This is a genomic window from Brachybacterium ginsengisoli, assembly GCF_002407065.1.
Lineage (GTDB): Bacteria > Actinomycetota > Actinomycetes > Actinomycetales > Dermabacteraceae > Brachybacterium > Brachybacterium ginsengisoli.
Map to the genome: position 1 here is coordinate 1,231,487 of NZ_CP023564.1, position 21,652 is coordinate 1,253,138.

Annotated in this window: 16 protein-coding genes; 4 read left to right on the top strand and 12 right to left on the bottom strand. The window is 72.0% G+C overall.

All coding sequences use genetic code 11. The features are described from left to right. Nucleotides 1-153 precede the first annotated feature (153 nt). Complete coding sequence (locus tag CFK41_RS05480) at nt 154-3,378, top strand: GH92 family glycosyl hydrolase (protein ID WP_096798756.1); 3,225 nt, start codon at nt 154-156, stop codon at nt 3,376-3,378. Here the strand turns inward: CFK41_RS05480 and CFK41_RS05485 are convergent. The 7 genes from CFK41_RS05485 to CFK41_RS05515 all read right to left on the bottom strand — a co-directional run bounded on the left by CFK41_RS05485 (nt 3,329) and on the right by CFK41_RS05515 (nt 11,848). Continuing rightward, entirely contained in the window at nt 3,329-4,174 is an 846-nt protein-coding gene (locus tag CFK41_RS05485) for a YwaF family protein (protein ID WP_227873218.1), read from the bottom strand. The genes CFK41_RS05480 and CFK41_RS05485 overlap by 50 nt on opposite strands. Nucleotides 4,175-4,340: 166 nt before the next feature. Then, nucleotides 4,341-6,434 (bottom strand): PTS fructose transporter subunit IIABC, encoded by a 2,094-nt coding sequence (locus tag CFK41_RS05490; protein WP_096798757.1) that lies wholly within the window; start codon nt 6,432-6,434, stop codon nt 4,341-4,343. Between the two features lie 48 nt (nt 6,435-6,482). Then, nucleotides 6,483-7,439, bottom strand: a complete 957-nt coding sequence (locus tag CFK41_RS05495) for a 1-phosphofructokinase family hexose kinase (RefSeq protein ID WP_096798758.1) — start codon at nt 7,437-7,439, stop codon at nt 6,483-6,485. Continuing rightward, nucleotides 7,436-8,197, bottom strand: a complete 762-nt coding sequence (locus CFK41_RS05500; RefSeq protein WP_096798759.1) for a DeoR/GlpR family DNA-binding transcription regulator — start codon at nt 8,195-8,197, stop codon at nt 7,436-7,438. Before CFK41_RS05500 ends, CFK41_RS05495 begins: the two co-directional genes overlap by 4 nt. 114 nt (nt 8,198-8,311) lie before the next feature. Further along, nucleotides 8,312-9,520, bottom strand: coding sequence for an MFS transporter (locus CFK41_RS05505; RefSeq protein WP_096798760.1), 1,209 nt, complete (start codon nt 9,518-9,520; stop codon nt 8,312-8,314). Beyond that, nucleotides 9,517-10,818: a hypothetical protein gene (locus tag CFK41_RS05510; protein ID WP_096798761.1), complete on the bottom strand. Its 1,302-nt coding sequence runs from the start codon at nt 10,816-10,818 to the stop codon at nt 9,517-9,519. The genes CFK41_RS05505 and CFK41_RS05510 overlap by 4 nt, the downstream gene beginning before the upstream one ends. Continuing rightward, the gene (locus CFK41_RS05515) at nt 10,811-11,848 is read right to left on the bottom strand and encodes a substrate-binding periplasmic protein (RefSeq protein ID WP_169928791.1); all 1,038 of its coding nucleotides are present in this window, start codon (nt 11,846-11,848) and stop codon (nt 10,811-10,813) included. Before CFK41_RS05515 ends, CFK41_RS05510 begins: the two co-directional genes overlap by 8 nt. A 105-nt stretch (nt 11,849-11,953) precedes the next feature. Between CFK41_RS05515 and CFK41_RS05520 the strand changes: the two genes are divergently transcribed. Then, complete coding sequence (locus CFK41_RS05520; RefSeq protein WP_096798763.1) at nt 11,954-12,475, top strand: phosphoribosyltransferase; 522 nt, start codon at nt 11,954-11,956, stop codon at nt 12,473-12,475. Nucleotides 12,476-12,581: 106 nt separating this feature from the next. Here CFK41_RS05520 and CFK41_RS05525 read toward each other — a convergent pair whose 3' ends face one another. Together CFK41_RS05525 and CFK41_RS05530 are read right to left on the bottom strand one after the other, a co-directional pair. Beyond that, nucleotides 12,582-14,147: a glycoside hydrolase family 10 protein gene (locus tag CFK41_RS05525; RefSeq protein WP_096798764.1), complete on the bottom strand. Its 1,566-nt coding sequence runs from the start codon at nt 14,145-14,147 to the stop codon at nt 12,582-12,584. Between the two features lie 85 nt (nt 14,148-14,232). Further along, nucleotides 14,233-15,279, bottom strand: a complete 1,047-nt coding sequence (locus CFK41_RS05530) for a DUF808 domain-containing protein (protein ID WP_096798765.1) — start codon at nt 15,277-15,279, stop codon at nt 14,233-14,235. 107 nt (nt 15,280-15,386) lie between these two features. Here CFK41_RS05530 and CFK41_RS05535 point away from each other — a divergent pair, with 107 nt between their 5' ends. Both CFK41_RS05535 and CFK41_RS05540 read left to right on the top strand, forming a co-directional pair. Continuing rightward, nucleotides 15,387-16,034, top strand: a complete 648-nt coding sequence (locus tag CFK41_RS05535; protein WP_096798766.1) for an SDR family oxidoreductase — start codon at nt 15,387-15,389, stop codon at nt 16,032-16,034. A gap of 66 nt (nt 16,035-16,100) precedes the next feature. Next, nucleotides 16,101-17,285, top strand: coding sequence for an MFS transporter (locus CFK41_RS05540; protein ID WP_096798767.1), 1,185 nt, complete (start codon nt 16,101-16,103; stop codon nt 17,283-17,285). On the opposite strand, the gene CFK41_RS05545 is transcribed toward CFK41_RS05540, so the two are convergent. The 3 genes from CFK41_RS05545 to CFK41_RS05555 form a co-directional block, all read right to left on the bottom strand. Then, nucleotides 17,286-17,657, bottom strand: a complete 372-nt coding sequence (locus CFK41_RS05545; protein WP_227873219.1) for an acylphosphatase — start codon at nt 17,655-17,657, stop codon at nt 17,286-17,288. It abuts the gene before it with no gap. A 114-nt stretch (nt 17,658-17,771) separates the two neighbouring features. Continuing rightward, nucleotides 17,772-20,234: a phosphoketolase family protein gene (locus tag CFK41_RS05550; RefSeq protein WP_096798768.1), complete on the bottom strand. Its 2,463-nt coding sequence runs from the start codon at nt 20,232-20,234 to the stop codon at nt 17,772-17,774. 133 nt (nt 20,235-20,367) lie between these two features. Continuing rightward, nucleotides 20,368-21,540, bottom strand: a complete 1,173-nt coding sequence (locus CFK41_RS05555) for an amidohydrolase (RefSeq protein ID WP_096798769.1) — start codon at nt 21,538-21,540, stop codon at nt 20,368-20,370. Nucleotides 21,541-21,652: the final 112 nt, after the last annotated feature.

The following is a 21,652-nucleotide window of genomic DNA, read 5'->3' on the forward strand; positions in this document are numbered from 1 at the left end:
TCTCCTGGAGACGGTTCGAGGTGACGTGGGCAGTATTCCTCACCGGGGGCGGGCGCGCGATGGGGAGCACTCCCCAGGTCCGCACCGCATCTCGCTCCTCGCACCGGTCATGCCTCGCACGACGGCGCCCTGAGGATCGATAGCCTGGTCCCCATGATCGTCACCGCAGACCAGGGTCCCGTCGGCTCACCGACCAGCAAGGACGCAGCAGGATTCCTCGCGCCGTCCGCCGTGCGGTACACCGGAGGCGCCGGAGAGCGCCACGAGGCGGCACTGCCCCTCCACGAGGGGGCCGACGCTCTCGTCGGCCGCCGGATCGGACCCGATGAGGTGCTGCGCTACTTCGTGCACCCGGCGCTCGATCCCCAGCAGACCTGGGGCGCGACGGCCGTCGCGATCGACCTCGCCCTGGAGGACGGCAGCCGACTCTCCGACCACGCCCCGCAGGACCAGCACGGGACGCTCGCGACCGCGCGCGGGATCGGCGACGGGAAGATCCTGTTCCCCGATCAGTGGAACGACGTGCAGGTGTCCCTCGACGCCCTCGCGGGCCGGACCATCACCGAGGTGCTGCTGGTCCTGGATGCCCCGACGCCGGACGAGGCGGACCTGCTCGAGGACGCCGAGGGCGATGCGCCCGCCGAGGAGGAGCTCACCGGCTGGATCGACGGCCCCTACCTCGCCCCGCGCCGCGAGGACCCCTCGCTCGAGGACCCGGTGGCCTGGGTCGACACCCGTCGGGGCAGCAACGCCTCGCGCGACTTCTCCCGGGGCAACACGCTCCCGCTGACCGGGCTGCCCAACGGCTTCGCGCTCTTCACCCCGGCCACGGACGCCCGCACCCGGCGCTGGGTGTACGAGTACCACCGCGCCAACGGGCCCGACAACCGGCCGCGCCTGCAGGGGATGGCGATCTCCCACCAGCCCAGCCCCTGGATGGGGGACCGCCACCAGTTCCTGCTCATGCCGCTGCGGGGCTCCTCGCCGGACGCCACGCCTGCGGAGCGCGCCCTCGGCTTCGACCACGACGCGGAGACCGCGCGGCCCGATCTGTACGAGGTCGCCCTCGACGGCGGCATCGGCCTGCGTCTGGCCCCTACCGACCACGGGGCGATCTGCGAGATCGACCTGCCCGCCGACGGCGGGACCAGCCATCTGCTGCTCGAGGGGATCGACGAGCACGCCCGTCTCGACGCCGCCGGCGCCGTGTTCGACGGGCGTTTCCATGCCTGGGTCGACGCCTCGCCCGAGCAGGGCTACGACCGCGCCGACGGGGCGACCCGCATGTACGTGACGGGCGTGGTGGACCCGGCGCCGGTCTCGGTGGGGCGCGCGCCCGGGGACAGCGGCGGCAGCATGCTCACCTTCGCCCCGGGCACGGAGCGGGTGACGGTGCGCCTGGCCACCAGCTACCTCGGCCGGTCCCAGGGCCGCCGCACCCTCGCCCAGGAGCTGGAGGGGCGCACCTTCGAGGAGATCCGCACCGCCGCCCACACCGCGTGGGCCGAGCGCCTGCAGGTCATCGAGGTGCCGGACGCGACCCCGGCGCAGCGCCGCACCCTGTACGGCAACCTCTACCGCCTGAACCTCTATCCGAACTCCCACTGGGAGAACGCCGGCACCCCCGAGCGCCCGGAGCCGGTGCACGCGAGCCCCGTGCTGCCCGGCAAGGGCAGGGCGACCGACACCCGCAGCGATGCGCAGATCGTGCCCGGCATGCTCCACGTCAACCACGGCTTCTGGGACACCTACCGCACCGCCTGGCCCGCCTACGCGCTGCTGTACCCCGAGCTCGCCGCGCAGCTCGCCGACGGGTTCGTCCAGCAGTATCGGGAGGGCGGCTGGATCGCCCGCTGGTCCTCGCCCGGCTACGCGGACTGCATGACCGGCACCAGCAGCGACATCTCCTTCGCGGATCTCCAGGTCAAGGGCGTGCCGCTGCCGGATCCGCTGGCCGCCTACGAATCGGGCCTGCGCAACGCCACCGTGGCCCCGCCCTTCGCGGAGGTGGGCCGCAAGGGCAACGAGCGCGCCGTGTTCACCGGCTACGTCGACACCGACACCCCGGAGTCCGTCTCCTGGGCGCTCGAGGCGCACATCAACGACGCCGGCCTCGCCGCCCAGGCGGAGCTGCTCGCCGACCGCGCCGAGGACGAGGACCCCGCCGCGGCGGCCCAGCTGCGGGAGGAGGCGCACTACCTCGCGGCCCGCAGCCAGAACTACCCGCTGCTGTTCGACCCTGCGATCGAGTTCTTCCAGGGGCGCCGGCCCGACGGCGGCTTCGCGCTCACCCCCGAGGAGTACGACCCGCTGCTGTGGGGCGGGGACTACACGGAGACCGACGGCTGGAACTTCGCCTTCCACGTCCCGCACGACGGGGAGGGCCTGGCGAGCCTCTACGGCGGGCGGCACATGCTGCGCGGTCGTCTCGAGCAGTTCTTCGCCACCCCCGAGCGCGCCGACCTCCCCGGCACCTACGGCGACCCGATCCACGAGATGTTCGAGGCGCGCGCGGTGCGGATGGGCCAGTTCGGCATGTCCAACCAGCCCTCGCACCACATCCCCTTCCTCTACCACCACGCGGACGCCCCGGAGGAGGCCTCCCGGATCGTGCGCGAGGTACAGCGCCGCCTCTTCGTCGGCGAGGAGATCGGCCAGGGCTACCCGGGGGACGAGGACAACGGCGAGATGAGCGCCTGGTGGCTGTTCACCGTCCTGGGCCTGTATCCGCTGCAGCTGGGGACCGGCCGCTACCACCTGGTGGCACCGTTGTTCCCGCGGGCCACCGTGCATCCGCTGGGCGGAGCCCCCTTCTCGGTGACGACGGAGGCAGGGAGCGCCGACGACGTCTGCATCACCGGCATGACCGTGGACGGCCGCGATCACGGGAACGCCTGGATCGATCACGCCGACCTCCGGGGCCGCCTCCACGTGCGGCTCGGCGCCGAGCCCGAGGGATGGGGCGCCGTGCCGCCCTCGCCCACCGCCCCCGGCGAGCAGCCCCGGCCGCTGCGCGACCTGTTCGCCGCCGATCCCGAGGATCCCCTGCGGGACGACGACTCCCGCACCGAGCAGGCCTTCGACACCGCGGCCGTGGTCATCGGCCTGCCGGAGCTGGGGGAGCCGCAGCAGGCGCGCTTCCTCACCCTGACCTCCTCCGGCGAGACCGGCGGAGACCCGATCGCCTGGCGGGTGGAGGGCTCGGACGACGGCCGGACCTGGCAGACCCTCGACGAGCGCTCCGGTCAGCGCTTCCGGTGGCGCCGCCAGACCCGTCCCTTCGAGATCGCCGCTCCCCGGTCCTGCACCCATCACCGCCTGGTGATCGTCAGCTCCGAGGGGCCGCTGCGGCTGTCCGAGGTGGAGCTGCTGGGCTGAGCGCCGTGGGCCGACGCAGCAGGCCGCCCCGGCCGTGGAGCGGGGCGGCCCGCCGCCGGTCCACCAGAGCCCAGGCCAGCGTCATCAGCGCCCACACGGCCGCGATCAGCAACGCCTCGACCAGCAGGTACTGCGGCCACGGCCCGAGCAGGTCGAGGACCGAGGCGCCGTCCGGGGCGCGGTTCAGGTAGCCGTAGTTCGCGCCGGTCAGGGCGTTGCCGGTCACCGCGATCAGGGCCCATCCCACGGTCGCCGCATAGGCGATGCCGTACCCGCGCCAGGTGGGATGCAGGCGCAGCCCCCACACGAGCACGACGGGGGCGAGCACCCCGCTGAGGTGCGCGATCCAGTACTCGACGAACTCCAGCGGGATCCACACGAAGTAGTTCACGTCCGGCGTGAGCACCGACTGCATGTTCAGGGTCAGCCCCCAGAACCAGCTCACCACGATCGCCCAGGGCGCCCGGGTGATCAGCGCGATCGGCACGATGAACCGCAGCGCGTCGGAGTAGTGCAGCGGCAGGGACTCGTCGAGGTTCCAGGCCCAGGGCATGAACCCCCACGCCGTCCAGAAGAGGGAGTTGGCCAGCAGCACCCAGCCGGCGACCCGCAGCGCCCGCTCCACCCCAGCGGCCGCGCCGCGTCGCGCCCGGCGGGTGAGCACCACGGTGGCCACCACCAGCAGGGCCAGCATGCTCAGGTGCGCCGAGCCGTAGGCGGGCATGTGGCCGAGCGTCCCCTCGGCGAGGTGGACCGCGTCGGCCAGGCGGACTGCTGAGGTCCCGTGCTCCGGCATCGCCGCTCCCTGTGCTCCGCTGCTCCCGAGGTCGGCACGGGGTCCGCGGCGCGGTCCTCCGGTGCCAGGGCCGAGCATACGGAAGCGCCCCGCCGCAGCGGGGCGCTTCCGTCATCGTGAGGGCCCAGCGTGCTGATGCCTCGTCGTGCCCGTGAGCACAGGCAGATCAGGCGGCGACGGCCTGTCGGCGCTGACCGACCTCCTTCAGGACGGTGACCAGTGCGGCGGCGACCAGCGTGCCCGCGAGGATCGCGAGCAGGAAGCCCCACACCGGGGAGATCGCGAAGGCGACGAAGAGGCCGCCGTGCGGAGCCTGCGAGCCGACGGAGAAGGCCATGATCAGCGCACCCGTGACGGCGCCGCCGGTCATCATCGAAGGGATCACGCGCAGCGGGTCGGCGGCGGCGAAGGGGATCGCGCCCTCGGAGATGAACGCAGCGCCCAGCAGCCACGCGGTGGTGCCGTTCTCCCGCTCCACGGGGGAGTAGAGGCGGCGGCGCACCACGGTGGACAGCGCCATCGCCAGCGGCGGGACCATGCCGGCCGCCATCACCGCGGCCATGATCTGGAAGGACGCCTCGGTGCCCTGGGACAGCCCGGCGGTGGCGAAGAGGTAGGCCGCCTTGTTGACCGGCCCGCCGAGGTCGAAGCACATCATCAGCCCGATGATCACGCCGAGCAGGATCGCCGAGGAGCCGGACATGCTGGTCAGGCCATCCTGGAGGGCGGTCATGAGCGCGGCCAGCGGGCGGCCCAGGAACAGCAGCATCAGCCCGCCCACCACGAGTGTGGTCACCAGCGGGATGATCACGACCGGCATCAGGCCGGCGAGCCAGCGCGGCGGGGTGAGGGTCGTGAACCACAGGGCGATCAGGCCCGCGAGCAGACCGGTGATGAGCCCGCCGAGGAACCCGGCGCCGACGGCCACGGAGACCGCACCGCCGATGAAGCCCGGAGCGATGCCCGGGCGGCCGGCGAGCCCGAAGGCGATGTAGCCCGACAGCGCCGCGACCAGGAAGCCCATGCCCAGGTTGCCGAGGGTGAAGAGCACCGCGCCCAGGTAGAGCGCGAGGCCGGACCGCTCTGTCTGCATCATGCCGGTGGCGCCCTCGTACTCCTGGGTGCCGGGGAGTGAGGAGAGGGAGAACCCGGTGGCGACGTCCTGCGCGACGAAGGCGACGTCGAAGCCGGCGATGAGGAAGCCCAGCGCCATCAGCAGACCGCCCGCGGCGACGAACGGGATCATGTAGGACACGCCCGTCATGACGGCGCCCTGGATGCGGCGCGGCCAGGACTGCCGCGTCGCCGAGCTCGAGTCCTCGGAGGAGGAGGCGCCGCCGGCGGGGACCCGGGAGGCGGAGGGGTCGCCGGCCGCGGCGACGGCCTCGTCGATCATCTGCGGGCCGTGCGAGATGGCGCGCTTGACCGGATGCTCCACGATCGGGAGGCCCGCGAAGCGCTCACGGCCGGAGATGTTGACGTCCGCCGCGACGATGAGCGCGCTCGCCGCGGCGATCTGCTCCGAGGTGAAGGGGGTGATGCCGCCGGAGCCCTGGGTCTCCACGTGCAGCTCGACGCCCTTCTCCTTCGCGGCGTTCTCGAGCGACTCGGCCGCCATGTAGGTGTGGGCGATTCCGGTGGGGCAGGACGTGATCGCGAGCAGCACGGGAGCGGAGGAGTCACCGGCGGAGCCGGCCTCCGTGCCCGTGGCGCTCGCGGCGGCGGTGCTCGAGGTGGCGGCGGTGCCCGAGGCGGCGGCCTGCGAGGTCCCGTCTGCCGTGCCCTCGGTGGAGGGCTCCGCGGCGGGCTCGGGCTCGAGGACGCCCTGGACCAGGTCCGAGACCTGCTGGGGCTCGGTGGCGGCGCGCAGCTCGGCGAGGAACTCGGGGCGGATCAGCGCCCGCGAGAGCTTCGCCAGCAGCTGCAGGTGCTGATCATCGGTGCCGGCCGGGGCGGCGATGCCGATGACCAGATCGGCGGGCCCGTCGGAGGAGCCGAAGTCGACCGGCTCGCTCAGGCGCAGGAATCCCAGCGCCGCCTCGTGGACCGCCTCGGAGCGGCAGTGCGGGATCGCGAAGCCGCCGGGCATGCCGGTGGCGAAGGACTCCTCCCGCGTGAGCAGTCCGGCCTCGAGGCCGTCGCGCTCGGCGCGGCCGCTGGCGGCGATGAGATCGGCCATCAGGCCGATCACGGCGAGCTTGTCGCCGGGAGGCGCCACCTCGAGGCGGACCAGCTCAGGGGTCATCAGGGGAGCTGACATGGGTTCTCCTTCGAACATGCTCCTCCGCGGGGGCGGAGGAGGGAGGGGTCAGAGTGCGCGGACTCGGCCCGCGTCGACGCGGACCTGGTCGGGACGGGGGATGGTGGTGCCGGGCAGGCCGACGGCGGCCGTTCCGTAGGCGAGGGCGCGGGCCAGGCGCCCGCCGGGGCCCTCGCCCTTCTCGCGGGCGATCAGGTAGCCGGCGGTCGCCGAGTCGCCGGCGCCGACGGTGGAGACCACGCGCCCGGCGGGGGAGGGGCAGTACCAGGCGCGGTCCTCGGTGGCGAGCAGGCCGCCGGCGGCGCCGAGGGTGACCAGCACTGCGCCGACCCCCTGACGGTGGAGGTCCAGGGCGGCGTCCCGCACCCCGGCGAGATCGCCGGTCGCGGCCTGCGCCTCGAGGGAGGCGCCGTCGACGCCGAGGATCTGCCCGAGCTCCTCGGCGTTGGGCTTGAGGAAGTCCGGAGCCACGCGGGGGAGCGCCGCCGCCAGGGCGTTGAGCGGAGCATCGGAGGTGTCCACGCCGACGCGGGTCCCGGCGTCGTGGAGCGCCTCGACCAGACGCACGTACTCGTCCACCGGCAGCCCGGGGGCGAGCGAGCCGGAGAGCATCACGGAGTCGCCCGAGGACACGCTGCCGAGCAGCAGCTCCTCGAGCGCGGCGACCTCGGCGCCCGTCAGCTCGGAGCCGGGCTCGTTGAGCTTCGTGGTCGTCTCCGGGCTCGAGAGCACCGTGAGATTGGTGCGCACGCGGCCCGCGACGGGGCTGCTGCGGTGCGGGAGGCCGGCCTCATCGAGCAGCGCGATTAGGGGATCGGCGGCGGCGGCCGGGAGCACGGCGAGCACGGGCAGGCCGGCGCGGTGGACTCCGAGGGCGACGTTGATGCCCTTGCCGCCGGGCTGGGTGCGGTCCGACCCGATGCGGTGCACGCCGCCGGGCGTGAGCGGACCGCCGAGATCCACCGTGCGGTCCAGGGAGGGGTTCGCGGTGAGGGTGATGATCATGCGATGCGCACTTCCACGCCGGCGTCGGCGAGGCCCTGGCGGAGGTCGCCCGGGAGCTCTGCGTCGGTCACCAGCACGTCCACGTCGGCGAACCTCGCGAAGGTGACCAGGTGCCGGGCGCCGAACTTCGTCGAGTCGGCGAGCACCACCCGTCGGCCCGCCGAGCGGACCATCGCGGTCTTCACGGCCGCCTCGTCAGGATCGGGCGTGGTGAACCCGTCGAGGTCCAGCCCGTTGCATCCCAGGATGGCGATCTCGGGATGCAGCGTGCGCAGAGCATCGACCGTGGAGGCGCCGACGGCGGCCTCCGTGGTGGGGCGCACCCGGCCCGGGAGCACGTGGACGGCGAGGTCCGTGTGGACCAGGGCGCCCTGGGCGATGGCCGGGGCGTTGGTGATAACCGGGCCGCGACGGCCGGAGAGATGGGGGAGCAGCTCCGCGGTGGAGCTGCCGGCGTCGAGCAGCACCGCCGCCTGGGGGTCGCTGGGCAGCAGCTCCGCGGCGGCGAGGGCGATGCGGCGCTTGGCCTCGATGTTCGTCACCCGGCGGGACTGCAGGTCGGGCTCGACCTCGGCGGTGCCGCGGGGGATCGCGCCGCCGTGGACGCGCACCAGCTGGTTCCGGCCGGCGAGCTGGTCGAGGTCGCGGCGCACGGTCTCGGTGGCGACCTCGAACTGCGCGGAGAGATCGGTGACGGTGACCCGCCCGGTGCGGGCGAGCTCGTCGAGGATCTGTCGTCGGCGTTCTCCGGCGTACATCGGCCACCTGCCTCTTCGAAGGAGCGGACGGCGCACAGGAGGGGATCTCGAACGCCGCGATGAAGGAACGCTACGCCCGAAAGCCACACAAAGCAACAGTGGGAGTGAGTGGTTTTATGTGAGGGGAGGTCGGGCGCTCGACGGGTCGGAGCGTCCCAGCAGCACGATGGAGAGGACGCACAGCACGACGCTGGCCGCACCCCACAGGAGGAACGTGGAGCCGATCCCTGTGGAGTCGGAGGCGACCACGATCGCCGGACGGATCGCGACCATCGCGAGGCCGTTCGCCGCAGAGGCGATCGAGATGACGGTGGCTCGCCAGTGGGGACCGACGGACTCCACGAGCCAGATGTCGGTGAGCGTCTTGCCGAGTCCGAAGGCGGCTGCCCCGAGGGGGATGGCCACGAACATCGTGAGCCACGACGAGTCCAGCTCCATCGCCGGCGCCACGAGGAGGAAGCTGACGGCCATCAGGCCGATGGAGGCGGAGACCCACCGCCCCCGATGGCGGCGACCGATCCTGCTGGCCAGCCACCCGCCGATCGCGACGGCCACGGCGATCAGCGCATAGCTGACGCTGATCCCCATCGGATCCATGCCCAGGCGGAGCCCGAGCGGCTGGAACAGGATCCTGATGGAGATGCCGACGGTGAGCACGATGGCTCCCAGGGCGATCCCGGTGCGCACCGCGGGGATCCGCAGCGCCTCACGGAGAGTGGTGACGCCGCCGTGCGCCGACGCCGCGGCGAGCGGTCGCACCTCCGGGAGCGAGAGCGCCAGGAGCAGCGCCGCTATGCCGAGGGCGGAGGTCACGAGGTAGGGGAGCGGGGGCCAGATCTCCAGGAGCAGTCCCGCGCTCAGCAGGGACCCCAGGCCCGCGACCCCACCGGCGAGGCGGGTCCACCCCAGGTACCGCTGGGGCTCGATCATGCCCGGCCGAGACTCCGCGAGCTCCCAGGCGTAGGTCGTGTCCAGGCCCGATCCGAGCGCCCAGAGCACTCCCCAGACGCCCCAGACGACCGCCATCAGCCAGAACGAGTCCACGAGCCCGATGCCCGCGAAGATGACCGTCGTCAGCGCGCAGACGGCCAGCATCGCCCGCCGGCGTCCGATCCGGTCCACGACGCGGCCCATGGGGACCTCGGCGATCACCAGCGCGGCGTGGAAGACGGCATCGACCGCGGCGGCCTCGAGCGGGGAGTATCCCTGGCCGAGCAGGAAGATCATCCACGTCGGGAACCAGAACTGCACGTCCAGGAGCAGTCGGACCCCGAGCAGACGGGCGAACGGTCCCCGGTGTCCGCCGTCCCGGCGGAGCCTCACGAGACGCTCTGCCGTCGTTTCCAGATGAACACGGTGACGAGGACGATCGAGAGCAGAAGGCTGATGATGAGGATCGCATCCATGGACTGCGAGGACAGCCAGGAGGTGATCGATCCGTTGCCCAGGTCGAAGACGGACTGGGACGGATCCTGCCCGGCTCCCCGGCCGAACTGGACCAGGGCGATCGCCGTCGCCAGCACGGAGGTGACACCGATGCTCATGAGGATGATATCGGTGAACATCGCCGAACGGGCGGCCCTGTCCTCTGCGAGGGAGGTCAGGCGCTCCTTGCAGATGTCGACCTTCTCGCGCACGGAGCCCTCCAGGAGCTCGTCGTACTCCCAGAAGGCGAGGAATCGCTGCATCTCCTCATGCGTCCGGCGGCTGACCTGCTGGCGGACATCGGCGCGGAGCATGAACAGCTCCTGCGCCTGGGCCATGACGGTCCGGAGCTCGTGGCGCAGCTCCTTGACGGAGTGATCGCCCCGATCGGACTCGGTCCAGGCGAGGATCTCCCGCAGGCTCTGATCCACCCAGTGCATCGCCGACCAGAAGAACTGCGCCTTCTCGAGCGCGCTCCAGCTGTGCTCGACGGCGTCGACGCGATCGGAGCGGTGCACATGGTTCATCCACTGCGCGAGCACCGGGCGCCTCCCGTCGATGAGCTCCTCCACGGTGGTCCGGTGCTCGGCATCGATCCCGGAGACCCATCGTCGGGCGAGGTCGGCGCCCCGAGGATCCTCGGGATCCAGGACGAGCGCGCGCGTCACCCACAGGGGCTCCCCGAGATCACGGTCCTCGAGGCGCACATAGCGGTCGGAGTCGGCGTAGTGCCTCATCTGCTGGACGAGGAAGGAGTAGTCCGTCGTCGCGCAGCGCCGGGTGAGCTCCCGGCCCGCTCGCTGCACCGCGGTCTCCCAGTGCTCGGAGTCCCGGAGCGTGGCCGCGCCCATCTCGTCCGAGGTGCGGAAGCGGCCCTCGACGAGCAGCACCCCGTGGTCGAAGAGCTGCCACGAGAGCTCGGTGGTGGTGAGCCCATGGAGCTCGGGGACCGTCGCCGGGTCGATGCGGCCGGAGGCGACCTCCAGCGGACGCTGCAGGGTGTCGGCGTCGGCCCTCGACCACCCCACGCGCGCGTCCTCCGGGGGAGACGCGCGATGCATGGTCCAGGAGCTGTGACGGGTCCGCCCCTCGACCCGCTCCCAGAAGTCGCGGTAGTCCTCCGGGGCGCGGTCCATGATCCCGGGGGCGGAGGTGAAGCCGACGCGGATCGGTGCCATCCAGCGGAACTCAGTCATGAGTGATCTCCAGGTCCTCGAGGCGCGCCCACAGCAGTCGCCCGCGCAGCGGGCCGTCGAGGACCTTCACCGCGATCAGCGTGTCCGACGCCGGTGCGTCGTCCGGCCACCGGGCCACGAAGGCCTGCGTCCCGGACGGGGTGGAGCCCATGGGCTCGCCGTCGGCGTCCATGAGCTCGACGGCTCCACCGGCGGCGGAGTCGAGCACGACCTCGGCACTCGTGTCGGTGAGCCCGGCGACCAGACGGTCGTAGTCCTCGGATCCGCGGAAGTCCTCGAGCGCGGCGTTGAACTGCTTCTGGAGGGTGCGCCCCTCGGGAGTGTCCTTGATGAGCAGGTGCAGGCCCTGCGTCGACGAGGTGAGGTCGGTCCGTGGGGCGACCTCGGCGTAATCGGACGCGTCGCCCCCGAAGGCGGCGGACTCGAGGACGGACCTCCCGGCGATCGATCCCTCCGCGACGACATCCGCCTCGCCGTCCTTCACCGCCGTGAAAGCGGCCAGCGAGGAGGGGTAGTCGATGAAGGTGGCGCCCGAGCGGTCGAGGGCGTCCCAGTACTTGTAGCCGTCGATCCGGGCGACCCGGACCCCCTTGAGATCGGCTCGGTCCGAGAACGCGTCCAGATCCGCACCCTTCCTGCCGTGGAGCGTGTAGGTGAAATCGAGGAGGGGGTCGGTGTACAGCGCGAAGGAGGATCGGGTCTCGGAGACGATGACGGGCGCCATGCCGATGGTCGCGCCCGATCGGACGTCCCGCTCGGCGCGGGGCCAGGTGCCGAAGACGAACTCCGGGCTGTAGCCGGCCCGTCCGAACACCTCGGTGAGCATGGCGGCGACCGGCCCGTCGTCCGGGAGGTCCGGGGAGATGTAGGGGAGCCACTCGGAGGTCGAGATCTGCAGCGGCTGATTCCGCTCCGGCGGCGAAGGACGCACGATGGTGAGCACCAGCACCAGACAGACGACCAGGACGGCGGCGAGCGCGAGGATCGGCCATGAGATACCTCTCCTGCGCTGAGCGGGAGGCCTGATCATGCTCGCACTATATCCAGCGGCGCGGGCGCGGGCGGCAGGTGACCATCCGGCGGCCGCTACCATCGGAGCACTCTGCGAGCCCCGCACCCCAGGAGAAGAGCACCGATGTCCCAGGCCTTTCACGCCGACTCGTCCGACCTCGTCGTCAAGGAGGTGCTGACCTGGGACCTGTTCGGCACCGCGTCGCGGGAGCTCGCGCAGAGCATCGCCGACTCCGACTTCGACCCGGAGATCATCATCGCCGTGGCCCGTGGCGGGCTGCTCCCGGCGGGCTCCCTCTCCTATGCGCTCGGCCTCAAGCTCGCCGACGCGATCAACGTCGAGTTCTACACCGACGTCCACGAGACGCTGCCGGACCCCGTGCTGCTGGCCCCGATGCTGGACACCGAGTCGATCCAGGGCAAGCGGCTGCTCGTGGTCGACGACGTCGCCGACTCCGGGCGCACCCTCGCGCTCGTGCTCGAGCTGCTGCGCGAGATGGGCGCCGACGCCCGCAGCGCCGTGCTCTACTCGAAGTCCGCCTCGGTGGTCGCTCCGGACTTCGTCTGGCGGCGCACCGACGAGTGGATCGTCTTCCCCTGGTCGGCCGAGCCGCCCGTGGTCGCCGCCGCCGCAGAGTCGGACTGACCTCTCCCGAGCCGCGCGATGCGGCTCGGCCGTGACGACGTCGCGGCCATGACAGAGGCCCGTCGTGGCCGGTGGGATCCACCGGCCACGACGGGCCTCTCGTCGATCAGCGGCGCGGCTGCACCGCCTCGGACGGCTCGCTCTGGTGCCAGGTGCGGTCGTAGGCCGTGACGACGTAGTACCCGCTGCCGTCGGCGCCCTCGTGCATGAGGGCCTGGGACCCGTGGCCGGCGCGCACGGTGGCCACGAGGTGGCGGCCGTCGGCGAGATCCTCCTCGCTCACCTGCTCCGTCGGGAGATGCCAGAGCGCGTAGCTGGTCGCGCCGTGGCCGCGCCACCGCACCTGCACCCCCTCCTCGGTGGTGCGTGCCACCAGCACGGTCGGCGCGACCGGGGCCTCGCCGGGCACCGAGTCGAGCACGGGGACCAGCGCCGGGTGCGCGTAGTGGCGCCGCACCATGTCCTCGACGGAGCCGGTCGTGTCGTCGCGCAGGCTCGCCGCGCTGAAGAACACGTTCCCGTCGATCTCCTCGAGCGACCGGGTCAGATCGAGGTGGTCGCCCAGCTCGGTGGTCTCCGGGAAGGTGCCGTTGATCGCCTTGTACGCGGCCTCCCCGATGAACAGGCCCACGTCGGTGTCGGCGACCTTCTCCGCCCACCAGCGCACGAGGGTCTCGTAGTCCGCGGCGGGATGCCCGAACTGCCAGTAGATCTGGGGGTTGATGTAGTCGACCCAGCCCTGGCGCACCCAGCGCAGGGAATCCGCCGAGATGATCTCGTAGGACTCCGAGCCGGTCGTCTCCGATCCCTCCGGATCGCTGCTCGCGTTGCGCCAGATCCCGAACGGGCTGATCCCGAAGCGCACCCAGGGCTTCTCCGCCCGGATCCGTTCGTGCATCTCGCTCACCAGGAGATTGATGTTCTCCCGGCGCCAGTCCTCGATCGGGGTGACCCCGTCGGAGTGGGCGGAGTAGGTGGCCTCGTCGGGGACCGTCTGCCCGGCGACGGGGTACGGGTAGAAGTAGTCGTCGAAGTGCGCGCCGTCCACGTCGTACCGCGAGATCGCGTCCATCATCGCGTCCTGCACGAAGGCGCGGACCTCGGGCAGGCCCGGGTCGTAGTAGAGCTTCCCGCCGAAGGGCCACACCCACTCCGGATGCACCCGCGCGGGATGGTCCTCGACCAGGGTCGGTTTCTCCGTCATCGCCACCCGGTAGGGGTTGAACCAGGCGTGGTACTCGAGGTTGCGCTCATGGGCGGCCTCGATCTGGAACGCCAGCGGGTCGTAGCCGGGATCGCCGCCCTGGGTGCCGGTGAGGTACATCGACCAGGGCTCGAAGCGGGAGGGCCAGAAGGCATCGGCGGTGGGGCGCACCTGCACGATGACCGCGTTCAGCCCCATCTCCTGGGCGAGGTCGAGCCAGGCCAGGTATTCGGCCCGCTGCTCCTCGGCGGTGAGCCCGCTCGTCGAGGGCCAGTCGATGTTCACCACCGAGGACAGCCACAGCGCCCGGAACTCACGGGCCGGTGGAGCGCCTCCCTCGTCGCGCGGGACGGGGTCCGCCGGCGCGGCGAGAGCCGGGATGCCCGCGACGGTGGCGGCGAAGGCGGTGGTGCCGACGGCGGCACCGGAGGTCAGGCGGAGGAAGCAACGGCGGTCGACGGGATGCACAGCGGTGTGGACTCCTCGGTAGCGGATCGGGGCCACTCACCGTGGCACAGGTCACTCACCGGGGCAAGCGGAACGTGCCCGCAGGTCAGGAGCGGTCTGTGCCATCGGTGCCCGCAGCGCCGGTGCCGCCGTGCGCGGGGGCGTTCCCGGCGGCATCGCTCCCGGTCGCCGACTCGTCGCTGCCATGCCCCGCGCCCTCGCCCGATCCGTGGTGCCCGAAGGGCAGGAAGTGCATGATCACGGCGACGACAGCACCGACGACCAGGCCGACCACGAAGGAGAAGAAGGTGTTGATCAGCCAGGCGAGCACACCGCCGATGCCGGCGACGCCCTCCACCATCCCCTCGAGGTGGTGGACGAACCCGTAGGGCTGGGCGAGGCCGAGCTCGTGGGTGCCCACCAGCAGGATGTGGCCGCCCACCCACAGCATCGCGACCATGCCCACGTAGCTGATCACGTTCATGACCTTCGGCATCGCGTGCACGAGGCCGTTGCCGAACTTCTGCTTGGCCTCGGAGTTCTTGTCAGCCGCCAGGGCGAGGCCCACGTCGTCCATCTTCACCAGGATGCCCACCGCGCCGTAGACCAGCACGGTGATGCCGATCGCGACGACGACGAGCACGGCGGCGCGCGCCCACAGCGACTCCGCGTCGATCGAGTTCATCGAGATGACCATGATCTCGGCGGAGAGGATCAGGTCCGTGCGCACGGCGCTCGAGACGATCCGGTCCTCGGCGTCCGGCCCCTCGGCGGCGGCCGGAGCCTCCTTGGGCTTCCCGCTGACCAGCTCCCAGATCTTCTCCGCGCCCTCGAAGCTGAGATACAGACCGCCGAGCATGAGGATCGGGGTCAGGGCCCAGGGCGCGAACACGCTGAGCAGTAGCAGGACCGGGAGGATGAAGATCAGCTTGTTGCGGAAGGAGCCCTTGGTGATCCTCCAGATGATGGGCAGCTCGCGCTTGGGCTCCAGCCCCTTGACGTACTGAGGCGTCACGGCGGCGTCGTCGATCACCACGCCCACCGCCTTCGAGCTCGCCTTGGCGGAGGCTGCCGCCACATCATCGGCGCTCGCCGCGGCCAGGCGCGCGAGTGCGGCGACGTCGTCGAGCAGTGCGGCGAGTCCACCGGCCATGGTGAGGTCCTTCCCCCGAGGTGCGGGCCGCCGAGGAGCGACCCGGGCCAGGATATCGGCGCGGCGGCGGGCTCGACGACGGGATCACGTGGTGGCAGGGTGGGGGCATGGACATCGCACTCATCGGAGGACATGGAAAGGTCGCGCTGCTCGCGGCCCCGCTGCTGGTGGAGGCCGGTCACACGGTCCACGCCGTGATCCGCGACCCCGGGCACGCCGCCGAGGTCGAGGCGACCGGCGCGCAGGCTGTGCTCAGCGACATCGAGACCCTCGACGCCGGAGGCTGGGAGGAGCTGCTCACCGGCAAGGACGCGGTGGTTTGGTCCGCCGGAGCCGGCGGCGGGGACCCGCAGCGCACCATCGCGGTCGACCAGGACGCCGCGATCGCGTCGATGGACGCCGCCCAGAGCGTCGGCGCCTCCCGCTACGTGATGGTCAGCTACTTCGGGGCGAGCCTGGACCACGGCGTGCCGGAGGGCGAGCCCTTCCACGCCTATGCGGAGGCGAAGGCACGGGCCGACGAGCACCTGCGCGGCTCGCAGCTGGAGTGGACCGTGCTCGGGCCCTCCGGCCTCACCCTCGAGGAGCCGACGGGGCGGATCGACCTCGGCGCGGCCGAGTCCGGCACCGTCTCCCGCGGGAACGTCGCCCGCACCATCGTCGCCGCCATCGAGCACCCCGGCACCGCCGGGCGGACCCTCGCCTACAACGACGGCGAGCAGGAGATCGACGAGGCCTTCAGCACCGTACGCTGAGCGTGCTCCTGCCCGTCGGGCGGTGAGCGATCATCCGCCCGCCGGGCGCGGGGACCAGGAGGAACGGTGGACAGCGCACGACGGTGGGCCGGAGTGGCGGCCCTCGCGATCGGCATCTTCGTGCTCATCACCATCGAGGAGCTGCCGATCGGCGTGCTCAGCGTGATGGCGCCGGACCTCGGGGTCAGCGAAGGGGTCGCCGGGCTCGCCGTGACCGTGCCGGGCATCCTCGCCGGGGTGGTCGCCCTGTGCACCCCGGTGATCGTGCGCGGCATGGACCGGCGCCTGGTGCTGGTCCTCGCGCTGGTCTCGGTGGTGATCTCCTGCGCCCTGAGCATGGTCGCCCCGAACTTCGCCGTGCTGCTGATCGCCCGCCTCTTCGCCGGGATCTCGATCGGGCTGTACTGGGCCGTGATGGCGATCGTCGCGATCGGACAGGTGCCCCGCGAGCACGTCGCCCGCGCCCTGACCATCGCCTTCAGCGGTGCCGGGGGAGCGCTCGTGGCCGGGGTCCCGGTGACGGCCTGGATCGGCGCCCATGTGGGCTGGCGGGCGGCGTTCGCCGTGGTCGGGCTGCTCGCGGCGGTCGTCGCGGTGCTCCTGCTGGTCCTGGTCGAGCCGGTCCGCACCCCGGCGGTGGTGACGCCGCGGAAGATGCTGGCCGCGGCCCGCACCCGCGGGGTCCGCTACGGGCTGGGACTCGCGGTCCTGACGGTGGTGGGTCTGTTCACCACCTACAGCTTCGTCAGCCCCGTGCTCCTCGAGCGCGCCGGGGTGCCGCTCGGCGATATCGGGCTGATGCTGCTCGTGTACGGCATCGCGGGGCTGGTCGGGAACTTCGCGGTGGGCCCGCTGCTGCGACGCAGCGCACCGCTCGCGGTCGTGGTGGTGATCACCGGCACCATGCTCTCGCTGCTCGCCGTGCTCCTGGTGATGGATGCGCCGCTCTCGGCGCTGCTGATCATGCCGGTCTGGGGGCTGTTCGTCGGGGCGATCTCCGTGGCCTCGCAGGCCTTCATCGGCTCCGAGGCCTCCGCGGTGCTCGAGGAGGCCACCGCGCTCAACAGCGCCGCCTTCAACGCCGCGATCGCCCTCGGCGCCGCGCTCGGCGGGCTGGTGCTGGAGGCCGCCGGTCAGAGCGCCATGATCCTCACCTCCGTGGTGCTGGTGGGTCTGGGCGCCGTGGTCGCCGGTCGGTACCTCGCGACCACGGGCAGGTCCCGACCGGGCGCCCCGGTGGCCGCCCGCTGATCAGCCGGTGATGCGGAAGCCGTCGGCTCCCCGCGGCCGGTCCCGGCGCACGTCGAGGCCGTCGACCCGTGCCGAGGCGGGGCCGCGGCGCAGGTGCTCGACCATCTCGTCCACCGCATCGGGCGCGCCCTCGACGTCGGCCTCGACGGTGCCGTCCAGCAGGTTCCGCACCGTGCCGGCGACCCCGATCCGCTGCGCCGCCGCGGCGGCGTCCATGCGGAAGCCGACTCCCTGGACCCGGCCCCGCACCCGCACGATCCGTCGCAGGACGTCGTCCTGGTTGCTGTCGGCCGCGTCGGCCGGGCCGCGCGTCATGGCCTCTTCTGCCGCGTCGGCGCCTGCCGCGCCGCCGTCCTCGGTGCCGCTGCTCATGCTCGTCTCCTCCGCGACCGGGACCGCGCCGGTCGCGCGGTGGATGCACTGCTGTCCTCGAGCGCGGCAGTGCCCCGACCTGGTGCGCCCCGCGGCCAGAGCCGGGCAGGCGCGTCAGTCGTTGTCGCCGCCGGTGTCCTCCAGAGAGCCGGCCGGGGCGTCGCCGCCGTCCCCCCACTGCCACTGCGTGATCTCGGGCGCGTCCTCGCCGTGCTCATAGGCATGGGCCCGGCTGCGCAGTCGGGTGTCGACCATGCGCTGGCGCAGGCCCGCGTACCGCGTGCCGAGCCCCTCGACCCGGTCGATCACATCCATCACCAGGTGGTAGCGGTCCATGTCGTTGAGCATCAGCATGTCGAAGGGCGTGGTGGTGGTGCCCTCCTCCTTGTAGCCGCGCACGTGCAGGCGCGAGCCGCGGTCGTGGCGGTAGGCCAGGCGATGGATCAGCCACGGGTAGCCGTGGTAGGCGAAGACCACCGGCACGTCGGTCCCGAAGTACCCGTCGAAGGCCTGACGGGAGAGGCCGTGCGGATGCTCGGTGTCCTCCTGCAGGCGCATCAGGTCCACCACGTTCACCACCCGCACGCGCAGGTCCGGGATCTCCTCGCGCAGGATCTGCGCCGCCGCGAGCACCTCGACGGTCGGGATGTCTCCCGCGCACGCGAGGACCACCTCCGGCTCCGTGCCGGGCTGCTCGGACCCCGCCCACTCCCAGATGCCGAGCCCTCGGGTGCAGTGGAGGATCGCCTCGTCCATGTCCAGCCAGTTCGGGTTCGGCTGCTTGCCCGCGACCACCACGTTCACGTACTGCTTCGAGCGCAGGCAGTGATCGACCGTGGACAGCAGCGTGTTCGCATCCGGCGGGAGGTAGACCCGCACGATCTCCGCCTTCTTGTTGACCATGTGATCGATGAAGCCCGGGTCCTGGTGCGAGAAGCCGTTGTGGTCCTGCCGCCACACGTGCGAGCTCAGCAGGTAGTTCAGCGAGGCGATCGGTCGGCGCCACTCGAGCTCACCCGTCACCTTCAGCCACTTCGCGTGCTGGTTGACCATCGAGTCGACGATGTGGATGAACGCCTCGTAGGAGGAGAACAGGCCATGCCGCCCGGTGAGCAGGTACCCCTCGAGCCAGCCCTGGCACTGGTGCTCGGAGAGCATCTCCATCACCCGCCCGGCGCGGGCCAGGTTCTCGCTGCGGTCGTGCTCCTCGAAGTCGGCGTTCCACTGCTTGGCGGTGGTCTCGTAGACCGCCTGCAGGCGGTTCGAGGCGGTCTCGTCGGGACCGAAGATCCGGAAGGTGCTCGGGTTGTCCCGCACGACGTCGCGCAGCCAGGTGCCCAGCTGCTTCGTGGGCTCGTCGACGCTGCCGCCCGGGCCGGGGACGTCCACGGCGTAGTCGCGGAAGTCCGGCAGGCGCAGCGGTTCGAGCACGGAGCCGCCGTTGGTCGAGGGGTTCGCGGACATCCGCAGCTCACCGCCCGGAGCGGTGGCGGCGATGTCCTCGTGGAGCCTGCCCTCCTCGTCGAACAGCTCCTCCGCGCGGTACGAGCGCAACCAGGTCTCGAGGTCCGCGAGATGCTCGTCGGTGTCCCGGGCGCTGGACAGCGGCACCTGATGGGAGCGCCAGGAGCCCTCGGTCTGCTGGCCGTCGATCGTCTCCGGTCCGGTCCAGCCCTTCGGGGTGCGCAGCACGATCATCGGCCAGGCGGGGCGCTCGGTCTCGCGTCCCGCGGCGGCGTCCTCCGCGGCGCCCCGTTTGATCTCCGCGATCTGGTCCAGCGCCTCGTCCAGCACCTGGGCGAAGCGGCGGTGGATCTCCAGCGGGTCCTCGTCGTCGAACCCGCCGGTGAAGAACAGCGGGGTGTGGCCGTATCCGCGCAGGAGAGCATCGAGCTCTTCCTGCCCGATGCGCGCGAGCACGGTGGGGTTGGCGATCTTGTAGCCGTTCAGGTGCAGGATCGGGAGCACCACGCCGTCCTGCTGAGGATTGGCGAACTTGTTGGAGTGCCACGAGGTGGCCAGCGGCCCGGTCTCCGCCTCACCGTCGCCGATCACCGTGAAGGCGATCTGGTCGGGGCTGTCGAACATGGCACCGTAGGCGTGGGAGAGGGCGTAGCCGAGCTCCCCGCCCTCGTGGATGGAGCCCGGGGTCTCCGGTGCCACGTGGGAGGGGATCCCGCCGGGGAAGGAGAACTGGGTGAACAGCCGCTTCAGCCCCGCCTCGTCCTCGCTCACCGCGGGGTACACCTCCGAGTACGTGCCCTCGAGATAGGTGGAGGCGACCAGGCCCGGGCCGCCGTGCCCCGGGCCGGTGATGTACATGGCCCTCAGCGCCCGCTCGCGGATCGCCCGATTGGCGTGGGCGTACAGGAAGGTCAGCCCTGGGGTGGTGCCCCAGTGGCCGAGCAGACGCGGCTTGACGTCCTCGCGCTCCAGCGGCCGGCGCAGCAGCGGGTTGTCCTTGAGGTAGATCTGCCCCACGGAGAGGTAGTTCGCGGCGCGCCACCAGGCATCGATCGCCCGGAGCTCGGCCTCGTCGGGGGCCTCGGGGGAGGAGAGCGGCCAGGGTGAGGTCATCGGGGTGCACCTTCCGGGAGTCGGGACGCCTGCAGGAATCCCTGCAGGGTCGTCACCTCCACCGTAGGGCCGCAGGCGCGGCGCGGGAAGGGACTGTCGGTCGCCGGCCTGACCGCCCGGTCCGAGCGCGTCCTCAGCGCTCGGCGATCACCGGGTCGCCGGCCGCGTCGCGGTGCATGACCTCGCGGCCGGCCTGCCACACGCGCAGCGTCCGGTTCCGCACGTCCAGCGGGTCGCCCTCCCACAGCACGAGGTCCGCCTCCTTGCCCTCGGCCAGCGACCCGAGGCGGTCGGCGACGCCGAGCACCTCGGCCGGGTTCAGCGTGATCGCCTGGAGGGCGTCGGCCGGAGCCATGCCGTGCTTCACGGCGAGAGCCGCCTGGTCGACGAGGAACTCGATCGGCACGACCGGATGGTCGGTGATGATCGAGACCTTCACGCCTGCGGCGGTGAGGAGGCCGGGCGCCTTCGGGGTGCGGTGGCGCACCTCCACCTTGGACCGCGAGACGATCAGCGGACCGTAGAGCACGGGCACCCCGGCGGCGGCGATCCGATCGGCGATCAGGTACGACTCCGTGCCATGGTCCAGCACGAGCTCGTAGCCGAACTCCTCGGCCAGGCGCAGGGCGGTGGCGATGTCGTCGGCCCGATGGGAGTGCTGGCGCCACGGGATCTCGCGCTCGAGGACCCGGGTGAGCGCCTCGGAGACCAGATCGGCGTCCCGCTCGTCGGCCGGCTTCGCGGACCATGCTCGTGCCTTCGCGAACGCCTGACGGATGGTGAGCGCGACGCCGAGCCGGGTGGACGGGGTCTGCTTGCGCTCGCCGTAGACCCGCTTGGGGTTCTCGCCGAGCGCCGCCTTGAGGCCGGAGGGGCTGCGCAGCACCATCTCGTCCACGACCCGGCCGTGGGTGCGGATCGCGACCGCCAGGCCGCCGATCGGGTTGCCGGAGCCCGGGTTGACGTTCACCGCGGTGATGCCGCCGATGATCGCGTCGTCGAAGCCCACCTCGACAGGGTTGATCGCGTCGATCGCCCGCGCCGCGGCCATCACCGGGTCGGTCATCTCGTTGGTGTCCTGACCGGCCCAGCCCTCGCCCTCCTCCCAGACCCCGAGGTGCACATGGGCGTCGATGAAGCCCGGCAGCAGCCAGCCGCCTTCCGCGTCGACGACCTCCGCCTCCGCCGGGATCTCCAGGTCCGGGCCGAGACCGGTGATCCTGCCGTCCTCCAGCAGGACGGTGCCGTCGAAGGGCTCCGCCTCGATCGGGACGACGTGGGCGTGGGTGATGGCGGTGAGTGTCATGACCTGACAGTCCAGCGCGCAGGCGGCGGAGTCAAATCGCGCCCCCGCCGGCGCGCGGCGGCCCGAAGCCCGGCCCGAAGTCCGGCGCGAAGCTCGGCGGACCACCCGGCAC